The 19,801-nt window shown below is 31.3% G+C and carries 19 protein-coding genes; 1 reads left to right on the forward strand and 18 read right to left on the reverse strand.

What is annotated here, in order from left to right; genetic code table 11:
• From J2X17_RS10310 to J2X17_RS10390, 17 genes are all read right to left on the reverse strand, one after another.
• The gene (locus J2X17_RS10310) at positions 1 to 1,251 is read right to left on the reverse strand and encodes a hypothetical protein (protein ID WP_310297296.1); all 1,251 of its coding nucleotides are present in this window, start codon (positions 1,249 to 1,251) and stop codon (positions 1 to 3) included.
• A gap of 109 nt (positions 1,252 to 1,360) precedes the next feature.
• Positions 1,361 to 2,152 carry a hypothetical protein gene (locus J2X17_RS10315; protein ID WP_310297298.1) on the reverse strand — a complete coding sequence of 264 codons (792 nt, stop codon included), beginning with the start codon at positions 2,150 to 2,152 and terminating at the stop codon, positions 1,361 to 1,363.
• Positions 2,153 to 2,316: 164 nt separating this feature from the next.
• Entirely contained in the window at positions 2,317 to 3,186 is an 870-nt protein-coding gene (locus J2X17_RS10320) for a hypothetical protein (RefSeq protein WP_310297301.1), read from the reverse strand.
• 4 nt (positions 3,187 to 3,190) lie between these two features.
• Positions 3,191 to 5,251 (reverse strand): glycoside hydrolase family 24 protein, encoded by a 2,061-nt coding sequence (locus J2X17_RS10325; protein WP_310297304.1) that lies wholly within the window; start codon positions 5,249 to 5,251, stop codon positions 3,191 to 3,193.
• An 11-nt stretch (positions 5,252 to 5,262) separates the two neighbouring features.
• Complete coding sequence (locus J2X17_RS10330) at positions 5,263 to 5,745, reverse strand: DUF4280 domain-containing protein (RefSeq protein ID WP_310297307.1); 483 nt, start codon at positions 5,743 to 5,745, stop codon at positions 5,263 to 5,265.
• 34 nt (positions 5,746 to 5,779) lie between these two features.
• Positions 5,780 to 6,847, reverse strand: a complete 1,068-nt coding sequence (locus J2X17_RS10335) for a LysM peptidoglycan-binding domain-containing protein (RefSeq protein ID WP_310297310.1) — start codon at positions 6,845 to 6,847, stop codon at positions 5,780 to 5,782.
• A 6-nt stretch (positions 6,848 to 6,853) separates the two neighbouring features.
• Positions 6,854 to 7,855 (reverse strand): TssN family type VI secretion system protein, encoded by a 1,002-nt coding sequence (locus J2X17_RS10340; RefSeq protein WP_310297313.1) that lies wholly within the window; start codon positions 7,853 to 7,855, stop codon positions 6,854 to 6,856.
• 194 nt (positions 7,856 to 8,049) lie between these two features.
• The gene (locus J2X17_RS10345; protein WP_310297315.1) at positions 8,050 to 8,214 is read right to left on the reverse strand and encodes a hypothetical protein; all 165 of its coding nucleotides are present in this window, start codon (positions 8,212 to 8,214) and stop codon (positions 8,050 to 8,052) included.
• Between the two features lie 34 nt (positions 8,215 to 8,248).
• Positions 8,249 to 9,601 (reverse strand): GH1 family beta-glucosidase, encoded by a 1,353-nt coding sequence (locus tag J2X17_RS10350; protein ID WP_310297318.1) that lies wholly within the window; start codon positions 9,599 to 9,601, stop codon positions 8,249 to 8,251.
• 202 nt (positions 9,602 to 9,803) lie between these two features.
• Entirely contained in the window at positions 9,804 to 10,013 is a 210-nt protein-coding gene (locus J2X17_RS10355; RefSeq protein ID WP_310297321.1) for a hypothetical protein, read from the reverse strand.
• Positions 10,014 to 10,041: 28 nt separating this feature from the next.
• Positions 10,042 to 10,452 carry a hypothetical protein gene (locus J2X17_RS10360; RefSeq protein ID WP_310297324.1) on the reverse strand — a complete coding sequence of 137 codons (411 nt, stop codon included), beginning with the start codon at positions 10,450 to 10,452 and terminating at the stop codon, positions 10,042 to 10,044.
• Between the two features lie 85 nt (positions 10,453 to 10,537).
• On the reverse strand, positions 10,538 to 11,593 hold the full coding sequence (locus tag J2X17_RS10365; RefSeq protein WP_310297327.1) for a type I restriction endonuclease: 1,056 nt from the start codon (positions 11,591 to 11,593) through the stop codon (positions 10,538 to 10,540).
• Between the two features lie 187 nt (positions 11,594 to 11,780).
• The gene (locus J2X17_RS10370) at positions 11,781 to 12,863 is read right to left on the reverse strand and encodes a hypothetical protein (RefSeq protein WP_310297330.1); all 1,083 of its coding nucleotides are present in this window, start codon (positions 12,861 to 12,863) and stop codon (positions 11,781 to 11,783) included.
• A gap of 2 nt (positions 12,864 to 12,865) precedes the next feature.
• A complete protein-coding gene (locus tag J2X17_RS10375; protein WP_310297333.1) occupies positions 12,866 to 14,089 on the reverse strand; it encodes a hypothetical protein in 1,224 nt (407 codons plus the stop codon).
• Positions 14,090 to 14,231: 142 nt separating this feature from the next.
• A complete protein-coding gene (locus J2X17_RS10380) occupies positions 14,232 to 14,900 on the reverse strand; it encodes a response regulator (protein WP_310297336.1) in 669 nt (222 codons plus the stop codon).
• A gap of 7 nt (positions 14,901 to 14,907) precedes the next feature.
• Entirely contained in the window at positions 14,908 to 16,611 is a 1,704-nt protein-coding gene (locus J2X17_RS10385; protein ID WP_310297339.1) for a tetratricopeptide repeat-containing sensor histidine kinase, read from the reverse strand.
• Positions 16,612 to 16,666: 55 nt separating this feature from the next.
• Entirely contained in the window at positions 16,667 to 16,861 is a 195-nt protein-coding gene (locus J2X17_RS10390) for a hypothetical protein (RefSeq protein ID WP_310297341.1), read from the reverse strand.
• Positions 16,862 to 17,162: 301 nt separating this feature from the next.
• On the opposite strand from J2X17_RS10390, the gene J2X17_RS10395 reads away from it, so the two are divergent.
• On the forward strand, positions 17,163 to 18,083 hold the full coding sequence (locus J2X17_RS10395; RefSeq protein ID WP_310297343.1) for a hypothetical protein: 921 nt from the start codon (positions 17,163 to 17,165) through the stop codon (positions 18,081 to 18,083).
• Between the two features lie 80 nt (positions 18,084 to 18,163).
• Here J2X17_RS10395 and J2X17_RS10400 read toward each other — a convergent pair whose 3' ends face one another.
• Positions 18,164 to 19,789, reverse strand: a complete 1,626-nt coding sequence (locus J2X17_RS10400) for a L,D-transpeptidase family protein (protein ID WP_310297348.1) — start codon at positions 19,787 to 19,789, stop codon at positions 18,164 to 18,166.
• Positions 19,790 to 19,801 lie beyond the last annotated feature (12 nt).

Consider the following 19,801-nt stretch of genomic DNA (forward strand, 5'->3'; position numbering starts at 1 on the left):
CTAATTATTTCTTCTAACTTGAGCTACTTGATATAATTTTGATGAACTATATGCAGTTTTACCTTCAATTCTATTATTTAAAATATATAATTTATTATCATCACTAGCCCCTGATTTTTTATATTGCGTTCCAACTTCATAAAAGATATAAAAGGCACCAGTATCATCACAATCTCTTCCAACAATTACTACGAAATGATCAGTAGTATTATCATTATTTTTTTCACCATGATAATTTAAATCATGATTTACACCAACCAAAATAGGGTTGCTTTTTTCTAATTGTTCATCTATGTAATTGATACCTTCTTTTAAACCGACAGATAAATATTCAATCTTAGTGTGATTGTCTACTTCCTTTGCCATTTGAATTGCTCCAACTGAATATCCAGCTGTTGAACCTAATCCAGAATTAGTAAGTATTTGTTGTGAAGCTTTCCAACAAGCTATGTTTTGAGCCTTTTTATCACCCCATTGCGAATCGAACTGAGAATGCCATTTAACAGTAGGTCTTAAATCGATATGTGTTTTAGTACATTTGCATTTTGAAGGGGTTTTATTCTCAGCACTAAATTCGCATGTAAAAGTTTTTATTTTGTTAGGCAATCCTTGTGTAAATACGGATTGTATCGCTAAGTCCACTTCCCAAACAAAAGTGTGACCATTGACCTTTGGATGTCTACTAATGATTTTTCCTTTCTTATTTCTAGTTACTTCATCTTCTTCTTGAAAAAACAAAGGATTATTTCTATATGCTTTATCTTTTAATACTATATAATCTTTTTCTCCTCCATGACCACAAGCATCAGGATATAGTACTGCTAGATATAGATCAACTAAAGTTTTATATTTATCTTTTTTACCAATTAAAAAATTTTGTACATAATCCATTTGCTCAATAAATGTCATTTTCACTAGTTTTTCTTGAGTAGTTTTAATATCGTGTGCAGCACTTTTACCAAATTGAACTAATCCAACATATCCAATTCCATTATCTATTGATGGACTAAAAGTTTTGGCTGTTTCTAAAGCTATAACAGTCATTAACCAATTTGGATTAACTCCCAAAGCTTTTGAAACTTCAATTACTTTTTTTCTTTCATTACATCCAATTTTATTTCCCCAAACCAAATTATGATCTTTACAAACGCAAGTTTCTTTTTTCTCCCACCATTTATCGCCTCCAACATTAACTGTCATCAAACTATTAATCTTTTCCCAAACGGGATTTGTAGAAATCTCATTTTTCACAGCAACTTTCTGTTCATGGTAATCATGAACTTTTTGGTCTGATTTTGCTATTCCTTTTTCTTGTTTTTTAGAAGGCGTTTCTTGTTCTGCAGGAATTAAACCATTTCAGTTAATCAGCATAATAAACAATACTTCTTAGAACATTATTCGCTTTTTTTTCAATAATTATCTCAGTAACTCCTCCATCATAATTAAATGATATTTCAATTTTGTCATTTATAATCTTATAATCAATATTCATTAATCCATTTTTATTGATCTCAATAATTTTATTGTTTTTGGGTATTGAATTTAGAAGATACTTACTACAATCGACCTCTTCATTTTCAATAATATGCATATAAACATTTTCAATCGTAGTGTTTTTTAAAATACACTCTTCACCTTTTCCCATCTCAACGATAATGGTTTTGCAATTTATTTTTTCTTCTTTATCATTTTCATCGAAATAATAACTACGATCATTATCAAATGAACATTCAATTATTTTATTCCAAAGTTTATGATCAAAAGTTAACTTTAGAGGTCTTTCAATATCATCTGTTATGTCTAAAAGTCTCATGTTTTCAGCATCAAAAATTATCCATCCAATAGTATTTTGTGATTTATCATTAGCATCAAATAGGCGTAATTTCATATTAACACTATTTTTATCTTCAATTTCTATTTTTAGATTATCTCTAAACGGATTTTTAATATTCGAACTTTTGATTAAATTAATAATGATTTGAGAGCAATTTAATTCAGTATTTTTAGTTTTTTTGACATTTGATCTACTTGAACCAACATTCTCTTTAGAAATAATTCCCTCTCTTATTATTTTTTTAAAATCAGGATCATCTGCTTTTTTACAGGATAAATTGACAAGAAGTAGTACTAATAACATTCCTTTTTTTATCATATTTATTTTTATTTAAATGTTCTTATTATTCGAGGTATTATACCTTTTAATGATTCTCTGTATTTTTCTTGTGCAATCTCATCTGTTTTAAAAGCATTTGCTCTTCTTTATGTTCACGAGCGAGACGCTCGCGCCAGCAGGGGAAAGTAAATCTTTAAACCATTTTAATTATTGCATTTTATCAATGTTATTGATTCTGTTTCAACTCTATTTGTAAATGGATTTTCTAAATGCACTCTCTTTTTTGTTTTAGTATTATAAAACCCATACCAAATAAGTTTTAGTTTGCTATTTAAATGATTTGCTTTTGCAATTGGGATAATTTCTGAAAGATACTCAGCATCATTAAAACCTTTATTGATAGGATTCATTAAAGGTTTAGAAAAATAAATGTTAAACTCGGTATCATTTATTTTTTCTAATTTAGTATTCATGGATAATTTGGAAGTAACAAATTGTCCACCAACAAAAAAATAAACATAATTTTTAGAATTACAATCAAGCGAAAATTGTAAACCTTTTACATGATTAATTGTATTAAAAATTATATCTTTTTTTTCTGAAATGCTGTCACTAATTTCTTGGTTATCTTGGCAGTCTTTAATTCGGCGTATTTTTTTACTGTATATACTGTCTATGAATATTTCGTTGTTAATTTTCAAATAAGAATTATCATCTTTTATCTTTTGTATTTGAATTTCATCGTTTTTATTTATGTTTAAATTGAATCCATACAGAGTATAAATGTTTGCATTTTGTTTAATAAATATTTTTTTTAGAATATCAAATTCTTGCCCCCAATTGTGATATAAGGAATCCTTGTAAAATTTGTAATTTTCAATTGATGCATCACATGGTTGTAATAATACTTTTCCTGAATCTGTTTCTGTAACTTTAAAAAAAGTATGCCCTTCTAAATTTAGTTCATTCTTAGGTATTTTTTTATTTTCTAGATTCTTTTGTTTTTTTTCATTCTGGCAAGAAGCCATATTGATAATTAGTAGAATTATTGAAAGTAATTTAAATTGTTTCATGGGGTTAATTATTTCTTCTTATTTCAGTTATTGTATAATTATGAGTTCCTCCGTTGCTTTTTCCTTGAATTAATAAATTATCTTTTATCATTAATTTATTAGATGAATCGGTGCCTTTTTCCCTAGTCTTAGATCCAACATCAAAAAAGTTATAAAATCTTGTGTCATCCTCACAGCCAGAACCCACAATGACGAAAAAGTGGTCAGTTGCTTTATTAACATTATAAGTTGTTTCTCTTAGATTATCATCAAGTCCAACCACAACAGGATTACCTATTTTTAATTGAGAATCGATATAATCGATTCCAATTTGAGCATCTATGGGGGTTAAGACTTTGTCTTTTTGATTTGCAATTACTATGCAATTAGCTCTTTTGCCACCTTCAATACCGTAGTTTTTAAGTATTTTTACACTTGCGGCCCAGCATTCGCCAGGCTCTTGATGTACCCAATTTTCTGGTTTTGCATTATTGTAATGTGTTTTCCCGCATGAGCAAGCATTATTATCTTTTTCATTATCGCAGCAATTATAACCAAACTCTTTTAAGAATCCGTTTTTGATGTGTAAATTCCAAGTTTGTTTATTTGAAAGTTCTTCCTTTAAAAATGTTTCATAATTTTTTAAGCAATCTGCCATTGGAGTGGCGGGTTGTTGTTTTCCTTTATATTTGTATTTACTATTATTTTCTATATGTGGCAAACTTGCCCATTCTAAACTTGCAATATTTCTAATTGCTTTTTCAATTTGATTAGATATTATTAAATCAAGTAAGCCTTTCCTCTTATGCTTCATAATGATGAGGCAAACTTTATCTTGAGATTCTTGAGTGTAATCTGGAATTTTATATTTTTTAATATAATCATGCTTTTCAATATAAATACCTGTTTTTAGATTGTTTTCATCTAATTCTTCGCCATTTAACCACCACCAGGTATATCTCATTATTTGATAAGCTCCAGCAGCTGTTGAGCCTCCGTAATTTTTTTGAGGATGGGAACTTAAATCAGTAATCTTATTGTTGTCAAATGCAGTTGTGTAACCGAATTCTCCATCTGTTCCTTCACCAACACGTAACATTCTCATAAATGCTTTAACTCTGGCTTCATATTCACAGATTTTAGGTTTCTTTTCTTCTTTCTTCTCCCACCATTTATCACCGCCAACATTAACCGTCATCAAACTATTAATCTTTTCCCAAACAGGATTTGTAGAAATCTCATTTTTCACAGCAACTTTCTGTTCATGGTAATCATGTACTTTTTGGTCTGATTTTGCTATTCCTTTTTCTTGTTTTTTAGAAAGACCTTTTTGTTCTGCGGGAGTTGGCTGTTTCGGTTTCTCTAGTTTATAATCAGGATTAGGCACATTGGCATTTTTGCTGGGTACTCGTTTTGATACTTTTTCGAATATTTCAGCCGTTACATAATATTCATGAAACTCGCCTTCGTTTTTGTCTCCTTTTGCCAGTCTGGCATTTGCCAGCCATTTATGCGCAGGGTCTAGTCTAAATTTTACATCAGCTATACCGCCAATTACCGCTCCTTTCTTAGCATCTATTTTTATGTTCGCTGTATTTTGCTGGTTTTTTTCTCCATCATCTTCCCATAAAGTTACCATTAAAGGAAATCTTTCCATATCTACACAATATACACGGGCAACGATCCAGTCGTTATAAGCAAAAGGTCTTGTAGGTTTCTTCAAATTGTCATCGAGCAAATCGACATGCAAAATTTTACCCTGCGAAGCTTTTTCTGGTTTAATCGCAATCATGGCTTTTTCTCCATAAGCATGAACAATCATTCGCATTTCTTTCCACCTAAGGCTATTTTGGGTAAAGTTATAATCTACAGTTGTACCTCTTTTTTCATTTCCTTTAGAAAGACGCCAATTTCCGTTGTCCAAAACATATATGAACCATTTTATTTCCTGGTCAAAAGGTGTTGGTTCTGTATGATGTCCTGCACCAGAATGTGGCAGGGGCATATCATGAACCTGTTCTACAGTATATGTTTCAATAACTCCGACTTCTGGAGTGAGGTTTCCTTTTATTTTTATCTCAGGCATAATTATTATATTTATAGATAATCAGAGTCTTCTTCTCTTAAGCTTTTAAGGTTTAGCAATGGATTTATTTGCTTCAATACATCACGATCAGCTTTTTGCATCTGCTGTTTTCCTACTTCAGCTTTCTGTCCGTGTTTGGTAATCTCAATACAGTCTGGTCCTCCAATGGGGCATTCTGCCTTGCTGTCTTCAATCAATATTTTGCCCTGATTACTCAGTGTTACTTTTTCATAAAATCCGCTCCATTTTGTTATTACGGCCTGGCAAGGTTTATAACTGCTTCCTGTAGGCTGTAATTTGCAGTTGCCAAAAGTGTTTTTCTTTAAAGTCTGCCCTGTTTCTTTGCTTGTAGCAATGAGTTTTTTATCGGCTTCTTTATCATTTGCAAAATGCTTTTTTTGCGATTTTACCTCTAAAACATCAGTTGCTTTAGTGTCTTCACTAAACTTACATTTACAGGTCGCTCCGTGTACTACAACATGTTTCTCGCTCATACGGTTTTGTTTTAAATTCTTAAAAAGTTTCTCTTTATGCCAAAAGTGATATTGAATGAAACTGAACTTTATTTTGATCTAAATTTTTTACTTCTACTTTAATTTTTTGATTCAGCTCTATAAGGCTGCATTCCAATTCTAAACTTTCAATGTTATAATGGTTCGGATTCAGTAAATATTTTGCATTATAATATTCCTCTAAACATTCATTTTCTGATACTCCTTTTTGTGTGACTTCAATCAGGTTTGAATCATTTAAATAAGGATTGACTTTTTGTGTTATCAAAAATTCTATCTCTTCCTCTTCTGCAAGCACTGGAAAATATAGTTCTTTTTGAATTTCAAAATTTCGGGTATATGCCATATGTATTCCGTTAAAAAAGGCCTTTAAAAACCAATTGCCAGTTATGTGATTTATTAAGGAATTATCATCTGTTATTACACCCTCAATATTTTCAGCTATTTTTTGATAGACTTCTCCATCATAAGCATCCCTGATTTCTTCTTTTTGTTTTTCCCAGCGTTCTTTGAGTTTGTCATAACTGTTCAGGTCATACCATTTGCCGTATTTGTCTACAACAATGCGCAGTGGAAATAATAGCTGTGCAGTTTTTTCGGCCACACTATAGGCTTTTATCTCAATAGGTTTTCCATCAATTAATAATTCTGAGATTTTGTCGATCTGTATAAAATGATAATCATTTTGGTCTGAGTCTGGCTGTAACCGCCTTAACTTATAATTTTGCTGTAAAGTCTGAATTGTATCTCCTTTTTCGATAGTATACAAAACCGAATATTGATGGTGAAGATTAAAAGGCATGAATGGCAATATAAAATCGTAGCTGATAAATCGTACCGCAACTGGTTTATTTTGCCCGCTTATTTCTTGTTGTTCTTCTTTTTTGTTGCTGATTTTTATATGTTTCAAATGGCGAGGCAGCCAGCCTGCAAGACAGTCTTCGAGTTTGCTCCATTTGTTGTGAAATTGGCGCAGCTCATCAAAATCGATCCCTAATTTTATGGCAATGCTTTCGAGAGTATCGCCTTTATTTATTTCATAAAGGGAATATTCGTTTTCATGATTATATGTTGAATCACTCATTTTAAACTATTTTACTTTTTTTTCAACTGTAATTTTTTCTACAGAATCTATTTGTTTTTTCTCAGCTCCTTTGTTTAATTCATCAATGCTTATGACTTTTTGATCTGGCTTTTTCTTTTTCACTGGGGCAGTGTTTTTTTCCGTCTCTCTTTGGCATATCACTACAGAGTTCTCGGTAATTCCGTTTAGTCCTACGTAATAACCGGCGTCAACATACTTGGTTTTTTCATTCCACTTAGGCTGCAAATAAAAAAACCAATTGTAAAATTGTCCGTTTGGCTGAGTCAGCTCTATTTGATCATTTTGGTTAAATCGGTTGTAACCATCAAGGGTGAGATAAAACAGCCGTCCAAAATCGACTTTTAAAGGTGCCTGGGTTCTAATGGATGCATATTCTTCATCACTTTCCTCTTTTCTTATCAAGAGTGTTATAAGCAAAATATCCTCCATTTCTTTTCCTTCTATTTCCGCGTAAGGGAGCTTTGGTTCCCAAGTAATAAATTTGCGTGGCGGTATAGCTACCATAAATTCGAACACGGAATAAATTGCAGTTGGTACAAGGAACATTAAAAAATGTCCGCACATTAAAAATGTATAATTGATTCCGCTAAATGCGGTATAGATTACACTAAACAAAATGCTTGAATAAAGCATTACCAATACGACGAAAAGTATTTCCAAACTAAGATTTTTGGCACCAAACTCCTTAAAATAGTTACGGTATAGCCAGACGTGCAGTATACCAAATGTCAGGGAAGCTAGTTGATAAAATAACAATTCAGCTGATAGTTCGCTGAAAAGCTTATTGTAACCCAAAAAAGCGATTACGGCATAAATAAGTACGAAAGAAAAAATATAGATATAAAATTCCTTTTTATAGATTTTTGAAAAATCTTTTACTTTATCGCATAATAATAATAATGTAAGTATCCCGCAAAGGGCGATAATAATTACTAAAAATACGATGAGTTTAATATCAATTAGGTCTGCTAAATGTGTTTTTATCATTTTTTTTAAATTAGAAACTGTCAAATCTTACATTAAGATTTTATTGAAGCTAATATAAAACTATTCTTTCAAAAAATAAATATAATTGTAGGTTTTTTCCGTTAATTGTTTTTCAGACAAAAAATAACCGTTTAGAAGAACTCCAAACGGTTATTTATAATTTTAATAAAATAAAGAGGAACTTCTCTTAAATATTACAAATTAAGGTCGTTATTAATTTCTACTTCTTCTGATTCTTCAGAGTAGTTCAATTCTTCTTCGATTTTTTTGCGGTCTATTTTGTTTTGCCTGATTAGAAAATAAACTAGTAAGGCAACGCCAACAACTATTGCGGATAGTATAAGCCAATTGATTTCCATAATAATCTTATTTAAGTTCTAAATCTTATTTGATTTAGGATAAAAAATCTCTAAACCACAAACCCGAATTTTTGATGGTTCTTTTTTGAGTGTCAAAATCAACATGAATAAGTCCGAATCTGGCGTTGTAACCTTCGGCCCATTCAAAGTTATCGGTCAAACTCCAGACAAAGTAACCATCGACATTCAGACCTTCTTCCTTGGCTCTCAGAATTTGCTCTAAGTGATCCTGAATAAAATGGGTACGCTTGATGTCGTACACTTTTCCGTTCGAAACCGTATCAGGAAAAGCCGCTCCGTTTTCGGTGATAATAATTTTTCGTATTGTTTTGTAATCATTAAATCTTTTCAGAACGTGATAGAGGGCAGGGGGGTAAACTTCCCAACCCATTTCGGTCGAAATCACATTTCTTTTTTCGGCGCTAATCAGTTCGGCACCAATGTATGGAGTTAATAATGACGCTTTTACAACCTCTCTGGTGTAACATTGAAGGCCGATAAAATCAAAATCGAAAGCTAGATTATTTAAATCGTCTTCTAAAATATAGTTATTGAGTTTTTTAAGTACTGCTAAATCTTCCTGTGGGTAACCGAGTCCTAAAATAGGTTCTATAAAAGTTCTGTTGAGCAGGGTGTCAACACGTTTTGCGGCTTCAACATCTTTTATATTCTGAGAAAAAGGTTCAATATGCGTACACGAGAAGGTTGTTCCGATATTAGCATCAGCGACTTTTTCGCGAAGTATTTTTGCTCCGGCAACAGTAGCTAACGTTACATGGTGCATGGCTTTCAGGTAATTTGTAATGCCTTTTTTTCCTGGCGCATGAATGCCTAAAAAATAACCTGCTCCGGTAAATACAGAAGGTTCATTGATGACCATCCAGTTTTTGACGCGATCGCCAAAATGCTGGGCACAAACTGCTACATATTCTGAAAACCACTTAACGGATTCGCGATTGGTCCATCCTCCGTTTACTTCAAGTGCATGAGGCAGATCCCAATGATATAGTGTAACCCACGGTTCTATGCCGCGCTCTAGTAAAGAATCGATGATTTTATTATAGTAATCGATACCTGCCTGATTGATGGGGTGAATTCCCGTTGGCATAATACGCGTCCAGCTAATTGAAAACCTGAAATTAGGAATATTTAACTCGCTTATTAAACTGATATCATTTTGGTACGAATTGTAAAAATCGCAGGCAGTTACGGCATGATGACCGTTTTTTATTTTCCCTTTTTGAGATGTAAAAACATCCCAAATCGAAGAACCTTTTCCGTCGGCATCATGTGCTCCTTCAATTTGGAAAGCGGCGGTAGAAACACCCCACAAGAAATCTTCTCCAAATTGGTTTTTGTGTAAAAATGAGTTCTCAACTTTATTCATTCAATTGACTTTCCTGTTTTTAACTAATAACTTACTAGTGAAGAAAAGTAGAATGCATTGCTCTTAAAAAAAGCCATTCTTTGAACGAAACCCAAAAATTTAGACTGAATAATTTCATAATATTTAGTTTTACTCAAATTACGAAAATTAATATGAATTGATTGTAATGCTAAGATTATGAAAATGTTAAGAGTTTTTAGAATCAGTCTTCCCAGCCGCAAAGTGTTAGCCCGTATCCTTGCGCCTGCGAAAGTGTAACTTTTGTCAATACATGTTTGCAAGCAGTAAGTCCGCGGCAGTTTTCAGTATAATGATATTTTTTTGCTCCGGTTGTTCCGCATATATACACTTTCTTTTCTGGAGGATGAAAGAAAGTAAGAAAAATGAATAGTGGTATTATTAGGTGTTTCATTTTGATTCTATTTTACGACTTGGTTCAATTAATCAACGATTAAAAAATACTCATTTCCATTTTTATCTGTAGCTTTTAGTTTTCCATATTCGATCCATTCGGTTTTAATTTCGAGATCATTGATGGTGTCGAACAAAAGGATTCCGGCACCATATTTCCCTTCAATATTAATATTTCCAAAAACGGAATCTCCTTTGGCATTAACACCTTTTACATCATAATTATATTCAAAATGACCCGATTTCCCGGTTCTGTATTCGTATTTGTTTTTCGTGTCAACATGATAGGTTTTGGCTTCTTCTGGCGTAATAGTTTTGCGGTCATCAGCTGTAATCACCTCCTTATAAAATGTGTTTATTTTTTGAGGAGGTGGAGCGTCTGCCTTTTTGCAGGAAACTATAGTTAATAGGAAAAATGAAATGAGATAGTTTTTTAGCATTGGCGGTCTATAATGAGTTGCATCCCCGATAAAAGTAGTTGGAAAGGTTTTGTTTGAAAAGAGTATTTATACGGGATTAATTAATTTATTCAGTTTCGTATAATGTGACAGTTTCTAATAATTCTTTTTCAAATTGATAAATGTCGTCAATACCTGAAATTGCTAATTTTGTTTCATTCTTGTTATCGTTAAAAAGACTTATGTATTTTTTACTGCCATTTAAATGAAGTCTACATAAAGGTTTACGATTGTTGTCGTCTAATAAGACTCCAAAATAAGATTGTGTATCACGATGAACAATTCTATTTGTTGGCAATTTTCTTCGTAAAATGGCAACTACAATACGATAGGCATCTAATTCTTCTTCGGTAGTATTAACTTTATTATCTTCTGCTACGATTGTAATATCTTCATCCTGTTGTTTAATGGTTTCTTTGGTGAGCGCAGCATTTAATCGGTCATTTATTTTGTCGTTTATATACTGACTAACTGACTTTTGAACTAAATCCTTAAATTCATCTACTACTTTTTCAGTAAGTCTTCCGCTATAAACCTTATTCGCAAAAAGTTTGGTGAAATCATTGGATGGATTTTCCAGTTCGGCATTGATTTGTTTTTTAATTTCCTTAATATATTTAAGAGAACTGGCATTGTTTACAATATTATCAACATTGAAATTTGTTTTATGAAACTTCGCAATTTCATTGATAGTGTTTTCTTTGAGATTAGTAATATCAAATTCCAAAAATGGCTTTTCATCCATTTTATTCTGAGCATCTAAATCAGTAAAAAACTGATATGTAATTCCATTTGTTAATAATGCAAACCGGGTTTTAGTAACATGGAAATATCGAAAAAGTTGTGAATTATGGATCGTTAATTTTTCTTTCCAACTTTTACATTCAACTATAATAATTGGCTCTCCGTTTTGAAAAATTGCATAATCGACTTTTTCGCCTTTTTTAAGGCCCAAATCAGCTGTAAATTCAGGAACAACTTCTAAAGGATTAAAAGCATCGTATCCTAAAATATGTATAAATGGCAAGACAAAAGCATGTTTGGTAGACTCTTCGGTCTCAATCTTACTTTTTAATTGATTGATTTTATCTGCCAGTGATTTAAGTTGAATATTGATTTCCATGGGTTTTTAGTTTAGATTATTACCCAAACTTAAACCTATTTAAAACCAGTATTTTACGGAAATCCGTAATGTGTAAAAGTTTAATTTATTTTCTTATTTACCATAAGAGTATTTGAAAAAAAGAGAGCCTATTCCAAAAAATAGACTCTGAAAATTTAAAGAAATTTATAATTATTGATTTTTTACTTTATTGTAAAATGAATTTTTTTATACGATCCGCTGTTAATTCATTTGCTTGCTCTCTTTGAATAAAGTTTATTTTTTTTACGTTCATTCTTTTAAACCAGTCTTCCCAATAAGTTTGTAATACATCAAAGTCGTAACCTTTTCCAGATTTTCGTTCGTTTACTTCACAAATTAATATTTCTGCATTGGATAAATTAATATTAACTTTTGGAATATTTAGTCCATTTGATGTTATAAAATTTAATATACTCCCACTTAAGACTGCTTTATGAAGAGGAACTTCATAGCCGCTAATTTTTGTATCTGCTGGAGCATTTTCCGGTTCTAAGTAGCCATCAGTTATAATGACTATTTTATTTATATAATTATCGAACAGTGTAGATTTTTTTAAATGATTTTTTAAATATCGACGTAAATAAAATCTATAATCAGCACCTAGCGGTTTTTGTTTTGCCAACTTATACATTTCGACAATACTTTTATTAAATTGGGTAGTTTTTTCATCAGTAAAAAATAGAAGATTACTTTTTCCTGTGTGGTTTGAAAGATCAAACTGTAAATCATTAGCGACGTTATCAAATTGCCCTCTGGCTTGATCAATGTCCGTAACATCGATAATTAATCTATCTTTTGTATTTTGTTTTAATTTAGAATAATTTACAAAAGATTTCCAGATTGTTTGTAAGACATACAGATCATTCTTAGTTTGATTGGGGTTATTTATTGTGTCTATAATTCTCCTTGATAGATCTGGAATAACAATCAAATTGATGCTTTTTGGCGCAACTGGAAGCCAAGATATGCATTGCTCTTCTTCTTTCTCAGTTAAGTTAAAACTTGCTAATTTAGTTCTGATCGCAAATAAAAAATCTTCATCCTGATATAAATCACTTTTATATTTATACCAGACCATTTCCACATCTTTTCTATTAAAACTTATATCAAGATCTTTTAGAGCCTTACTCTGATTCGAAGGTCTTGTAATTAAATAAATAAAAACTCCAAAAAAGATAACAACGCCTGCCAAAATAAATAACGGTTTTTTATCTTTTTTTTTCTTTTGTCGCGGATAAATTGATTCCATATTTAATTTTCTGAATTAAATTGTTTTAGTTTATTGTTTAGCCATAAACTTTGAACTTTAATAGCTTCGTTATTTAGTCTTAAAGCATCATCATTATAAAAATTACCATGTGTATAATTTTGCCAACCTCCCATAAATTCTCCAATTGAACCTTTTAAAGATGAAATATTAATTGGGATTACGCCGTTTTCATAACCGATTATATCTTTTTCTTTATCTTGTATTTTACTTTCTGATGTTATTATGTCGCTTTCAAATTTGTGAATTTTAGAAATTATATCCGATAATTCTTTTCGTTTTTCTATAATCTTATTATTAATATTTTCAATCATTAATTTTATTTTTTCACTTTCAGTCTTTAAATAAGGATGGCTTAAAATATAATTTAATAAGAATCCCCAAATAATATAAACCACGAAGCCAAGAATTAGTACCAGATAAAAAGTGATATCTGAATAAATCATATTAAATTTCCAGATCTTATTTGTTAATCCAGCATTGAATTCATTTGTGTGAACTCCCTCTGATATTTTGTAACCAATAAAAGCATCAGCTATTAAGGTGCTAATAAGTAAGAAGAGTATGATTCCATACTTTGATGGTTTGTTTTCTAAATTTAATTTTTTATTATTTTCAATAGCAATGTGGATGTAAAAACCCATTGCTAGGAATATGAAAGGGAATAGTATAATTAATGCAATAACGCCACCTCCTTTATTAATGGCATCAGAAAAAATATTTGGATTAATAAAGCCAATGCTCCCATTTTTTATTCCGTAAAATGCAGAATAACCAGATGAAGAATAAAACACGAACAAATACATAGTTAAAAGTAAAGCAATAAAAGATCCAATTATAAATGAGGAATTGTCTCCAATTTCACCTTCTCCATTTCGAATGTCAATTTTTTCTAATTCTAATTCCTCAATTTGTTTTTCTTTATTTTCTTTATGAATTTTATTCGAAGCTATATCAGCAGTTAGATCATTTTTTTTAGATCTTTCTTGTTGAAGTTCGGCTTTAAGTTTTGAAATTCTGTCCTTAAGACCTTGTTCGTCTAGTTTTTGCTCCTCTAGAAATTTATCATAAACATTATCTAGATATCCGTCAATTCCTTCAGGAATTGATTGAGATTTTTGTGCAGATCTAAACCCATACTGAGTATAAGTAATTTTGCTTTTATCATCCTTTATTTTGCTGTGCGTATTTAAAATATTCTCTGACATATTATTTTCGGTTTAAGATGTTATGCCAAATTTAGAGTTAAAGAGAACCAGTATTTTACGGAAATCCATAATCTTTAAATTATTAATTTCAAGAAATAAAAAAGCCCCCGAAGGAGCTTTGAAAATTATATTGTAGTTGAGGTTAAATAATCCCCATATCTTTTGCAATAAAAACCAGTTGCACAGTATTATTTGCCTTGAAAAAATCCTTTAGTTTAGAAATCCTTTTTTCCATAGCGCTTTTGCTGTTGGGTTTTAAACCTGAGCTCTTAAAGATTTCTACAATTTTGTCTTGTGGAGTTCCGGATGATAAATGTTTTAAAATTTGAACATCTAAATCATCTATTTCAAAATTGTTCTTTTCCTGGAGCGCAGAAGCAACTTCGGGCGAAATAAATTTTTGATCTGAAGTTGAGGTAATATGAATTGCTTTTTTTAATTCCTCAATGCTATTCAGACCTTTTAATACAAAAGCATCAATTTCGGCATTATCAAAAAGTGATTTAATTCTGTAATTTTTATCTTCAACAGAGTAGGTGATGATTTTGATGTCAGGTTGTAACTCCCGAACTTTCTGAACCAGTTCGTCACCATTAGCAATTGTTACTTCAAGATGATTTGTCTTGAAGGAAAGATCGCTGATTAATAAATCATACGGTTCATTTTTCTGAATAGCCGCGCGTATTTTCAGAAAAGCATCATCGCAATATTTTGAATGTTGAAAATCTGTAATATCTAAATCTTTTAAGACTTGCTCGATTCCTAAACTGATAGCATCCAGATCTTCGGCTATAATTACTTTTTTAAACATAAGGCATTTATTTAGGCATGGATATTTTTACTTTGAATCCTTTTTCTGGTTCAGAATCAAAAGTAATAGTTCCTTTTATCGCCTGAATACGGTTTTCCATATTTTGTAAGCCATTTTTGATAATTTTATCTTTTGGGCAGCCTTTTCCGTTATCTGTATAATTGATTTCGATTGTATTTGCAGTACTTTCAAACTTTAAAACTACTAACGAAGCGTCGCTGTGTTTTTTCATATTTACCATTAATTCCTGTAGTACTCTATGAATGGTAATTTTTTTAATATCATCAATTATCTCCCAATTTACTTTTTCAATGCTATTTATAATAATATTTGTGCTGTCACTATTATAAGTCGAAAGCATTTCTTTTAAATGAATGGAATAATTTGTTCCGGTTTCAATAGTATTGTTTTCTCTGGAGATACCACGAACACGAGTATAAATGTGATTGAGTTTTTGTAGTAAGGTTTCTTTTATATCTTCTTTTGTCAAAGATTGTGTTTGTGCAAAAGTGATTGCGTAGAAAACATCATTGGCCAGTTCATCGTGAATATTCTTTGCAATTCGGGTTTCAGTATCGTAGGATGTTTTTATTTTTTCAATTCTGCTTTGGTTTCTATAATATCTTATCAGAATGACGATTACAATAATCAAAAAGATAATCCCAATTCCAGCTACTATCTTTTGATATTTTGCTTTTTGTAAGGATAGCAAATTTTCGGCTTTTTCTAAGCGAAGTTGCTGGTTTTCGTCTTTTTCTTTTTTGGAGTCGTACTTAATTTTGGCAAATTTATTTTTGAAGTTGTTTCTGATTTTAATAATACTGTCGTTTAAGTGAACATATTTTTGAGCATATATTGTATTATTAATAGAATTGTTTGTCATTAAAAATGATAAGGCTTCTAATCGTTCATCAATACTATTTAGATTTGTGGCATTTTGATAAGCCAATTGTGCATATTGATTCGATTTTGTGGCATCGTTTTCTGCATAATATTCAGCAAAATGCAAGTAGCTTTCAATACTTCCGTAAGAATCCTCAAGTTTATTTCTCAATTCAAGACCTTGATTCATCAGTAAAAGGCCTTTTTCATATAAACCTTTTTTGTAATAAGTGAAGCCTAGATTATCAAGAACCCGGGCTTTACTTTTCTGGGATCTGTTTTCGGATGTTTTTTTATCTAAGATAGATTTAAAGAGAACAATGGCTTGGTCATATTTTTTTTGTTGCCTGTAAATAACAGCCATATTATTTATAGGAGCCTGCTTTGCCACCGGATTCTTAGAACTTTTGATAGCCTCATTATAATATGAAATAGCATCATCATATAGGGAAAGCTCTTTATCAGCAATGCCAAAAAAATTATATGCAGCTACAAGATAAATATCATCATGGTTGATATACGGTAAAGATTCTGTAAGCGTTTCCTTACTTCCGTAATAATCCCCATTTATTTGTTGAATATTACACATTTGAAGTAAAGAGAAAGCAACATTACTGCTGTCTTTTAATTTTTCGAATGCTATTTTTGATTTATTAAAATAATAAAAAGAACTATCGTAACTGTTTTTTTGAAAACAGGAAATTGCTTTTGCTTGTAAAAAAGAAGCTTCTTTTTTGTTTGGATTTGGTTGAATTGAATTAGTCTTTTTTTCTTTACAAGAAAATAAAAGAAGAAGAATAATTAAAACAAATATAGGGGATCGTAGCATAAAAGTTACTTTCCCCGAAATTACTAATTAATTATAGATTATGATTTTTAATTAATCATTTTTTAGGCGGATCGATAATGACAGGATCATCTCCAGGGCCTTCTTCACTAGCATATGATGGAGATGTAGGTGTAATTTCCTTTTTTACCTCCGTTGCAGACTTGTTATCTGATGTTTCATCATCATTTGTACAAGAAAAAATTGTAAGACTCAATAGCGCGCACGCTCCCAATGTAAATAATGTTTTCATTTTTTTATGATTTAAAATTTAGATAAAGGGCATTGCCGTTCAGAATGGTTCTGAATTTTGTTATGGCAACACCAAATTGTTTGGGAAGTGAAGTATGTAGAACAGTAAGATTTTATCTATACTTCCCGGATAAACTCCGTCTTACGGTTTTCCATACTTTTTAAGTGAACTAGTTTTGTACATTTGTTCTTATCGCGAATAGAACAGCAACTAATTTCTGATACAAAGGAAGTACGTTTATAGGCCTGCATTGCTAAGTAATTCCGGTATTTCCGATATTTCCAATAATTCCGTATTGCATATGAATAACTTTACTATTGAAGATTATAAAATAGCCATTAGAGCTAAGTATAAAATAGCGATTGAAGAAGATGTGTCTGGTATTTTATCTGACCCAACACCCGCGCAATTAAGAGATTTTTATCTTAGACTTTTGGAAAAAGGTTTAAGTAAAATTGATGAAGAGATTATCAAAATGTTTTTAATGGCTAATGAGAGTTCTTCATTAAAAAAAACAATTGAAAATTGTAATATTGATAGATTCAAACCTATAATTTCTTTTTTGCAAGGTGGCAATACAGAAAATAGACAGAGAATTGAAATGGCAGCCATTTTAGTTAATTTTCCATTTCGACCTTTTAGGAAATTTCAAGAAGAGGAAGATAATTTTGAAGATGATAACTCAATTAAAGATTCGAATAAATCAGAATCAATTATTATTGAAAATGAGAGTGGAATGGAAGAAAATGAAAACAAAAACGAAGCTAATTTTGAAAATATTCAAACAGCTAAAAAAATTTCTGTTTATAAATTTCCAAATCGATTTAATAAAAAATTAAAGTTGACTGCAGCTGGTATTTTAATTGTCTTTTGTTTAGGATTTGGAATCAGTTATTATATTTTTCCAAAAAAACAATGTATGCAATGGTCCAATGACCATTTCGAAAAAGTAGATTGTGATCTAAAAGCAGCTGGTTTTATACCGTTGAGAAAAGTAGAACCATATGATGAAAATAAGTTTGGACTTAAAAAAATAAAAGTTTGCGATACGACAACCTGCTTCATAAACGGTGAAGCAATTGTTTGGTATGCGAAAGTCAGCAGTGATAAAGTAGATTTCTTTAATACGCACGGTAGGCACCCCGAAAATGATAAGCCATTAAGACCAGTAACTAATTATATTATAAAAAAATACGGAGAAAATAGCGTTTCCAAAAAATAAAAAAACCTCCAGAAATACAATTCCAGGAGGTCTATTCTCTATATTCTTTCTTCTTTCTTCTTTCTTCTTGACTCTCTTCTCTAATTATTCGCCGTCTTATACCCCGTATCCAGCGGAAAAAGCAAGCTGTTAAGCTTAACATCACGCTCATAAACATCAGGAAAGAAACCAATGTCACCTTCTTTACTAACCCAGGCAGTGAAATAGCCGATATAGATTGGGATTTTTTTAGTTAGTTTGAATGGTGTTTCTTTTTCACCACTCATAGCTGTATTAATCTTATCAATTGTCCACTCCGGATAATCTTTCATCATGGCAACGGCAAGCTCTTTTGCTTTTTCGACATTGATACAGCCGTGACTGAAAATGCGTTTTTCAAAACCAAATAAGGTTTTAGAAGGTGAGTCGTGCATATAAATATCGTTTGGATTCGGGAACATAAATTTCACAAGTCCCAAAGCATTTTCCGGACCGGGCTTTTGTCTTACGTTTCCGCCATTCCATTCCATATTATGCTCAGCAAGATAATTTTTATCTTCTGCTATTTTAAGTTTTAATTCGTTTTGTATAATACTGCTAGGCACATACCAATAAGGGCTAAAAACTATCCGGTCAATTTGACCACTAAAGATGACTGTTTTCGTTAATGGAGTACCGATAAAAACTTTAGACACAACATCGTAATTTCCATTTCGGACAAAATACAGCCTAAACGACGGAATGTTAACCATTACATATTCTTCCTGGTTTTCTAATGTAGGCGGAATCCATCTACAGCGCTCCATGTTTAGCATCAAAGTTTTGATACGATCACTTAGCGGCTCATTCATCTGATTGATATGCTCTTTGTTAATAATATAATTTGGAGTCAGCACGTGGCGTAGTTTATATTTCATTACACCATCCATTAATTCCTGATCATAAAAATTACTTTTAGAATCCTGTGCCAAATCACCAATCACAAAAAGTCGTGTTCTGATGTCCTGAATCGTAACTCCCGTATCATCAGGTCTTAAGTCTTTGTATGGATTGGGCATTGTTATGGTTTTCCAGGTGTTGTTTTTTTCAATTTCCCTGTATTTTTTTAAAACATTCTGAAGTTTGTAATACTGACTAAAAAGAACATGATTATTTTCATCCAATAAATTGGGATTGGTAACAATAGAATCTAATAAAGTCTCATAAGAAAGTTTTTTCTTGGGTAAATACCATTCAATTTTATTTTGTGCAGCTGCATCCATTCCCTGAAAAACATGTTTTGCATAAAGGATATACATGGAGCTCAATAAAAGTTCAGTATCGGAGTCTGGAATCTTTTTAGTTGATTCTTCATTAAAAACTTCGTCTATTTTATCTTTATACGGAATTCTGACCTGAATACCTTCTTCGTAAGTAGAGTTCAGTTTTTCATACATCAAATGTCCAAATTCGTTGATGTCATTCCCCTCGTACCAGATTGATTTATATGATCTGTCTTTGTAAAGTGTTGAAACATCATTTTGATATTCTTTTAATTGCGAATACTTTTTAAAAAAGGCCAGCAACGTTGCATCGTCAATAATGGGTGCCGCATAAGTATAAAGAGAAGGGTCAGGAATAAAAAAAGCAGCTATATTATTTTCAGAAAGAGTTTTATTCTTTGAAAATCCAAAGGACGAAACAGTAAAGCAGGAAATTAAAAAGATTGTCAGAGTAAAATTTTTCATTTTTTTTCATTT

Origin of the sequence: Flavobacterium aquidurense, assembly GCF_031458035.1 — a bacterium.
Lineage (GTDB): Bacteria > Bacteroidota > Bacteroidia > Flavobacteriales > Flavobacteriaceae > Flavobacterium > Flavobacterium aquidurense_C.